Origin of the sequence: Acidovorax sp. JG5 (genome assembly GCF_017939685.1) — a bacterium.
Taxonomy (GTDB): domain Bacteria; phylum Pseudomonadota; class Gammaproteobacteria; order Burkholderiales; family Burkholderiaceae_C; genus Acidovorax.
Map to the genome: position 1 here is coordinate 1 of NZ_JAGKSE010000081.1, position 338 is coordinate 338.

The 338-nt window shown below is 62.1% G+C and carries 1 protein-coding gene; it reads left to right on the plus strand.

Features of this window, described 5'->3' with window-relative positions:
- Window positions 1–338: FAD-dependent oxidoreductase (locus J8G26_RS19215; protein ID WP_210570867.1), on the plus strand; the 338-nt coding region annotated here is incomplete at both ends.

Consider the following 338-nt stretch of genomic DNA (forward strand, 5'->3'; position numbering starts at 1 on the left):
CTGATGCAGGGCGCCGACCGCGACCTCGTCAAGATCTGGCAAAAGATGAACGCCAAGCGCTTCGACAACATCATGTTGAAGACGAAAACCGTGGGTGCCGAAGCCACACCTGAAGGCATCAAGGTCACATTCGCGCCAGCGGAAGAGGGCGGCACCGCCCCCGAACCCCAGGTGTACGACCTGGTGCTGCAGGCCGTGGGCCGCACGCCCAACGGCAAAAAGATCGCTGCTGAAAAGGCTGGCGTGGCCGTGACGGACCGTGGCTTCATCAACGTCGATATCCAGATGCGCACCAACGTGCCGCACATCTTCGCCATCGGCGACATCGTGGGCCAGCC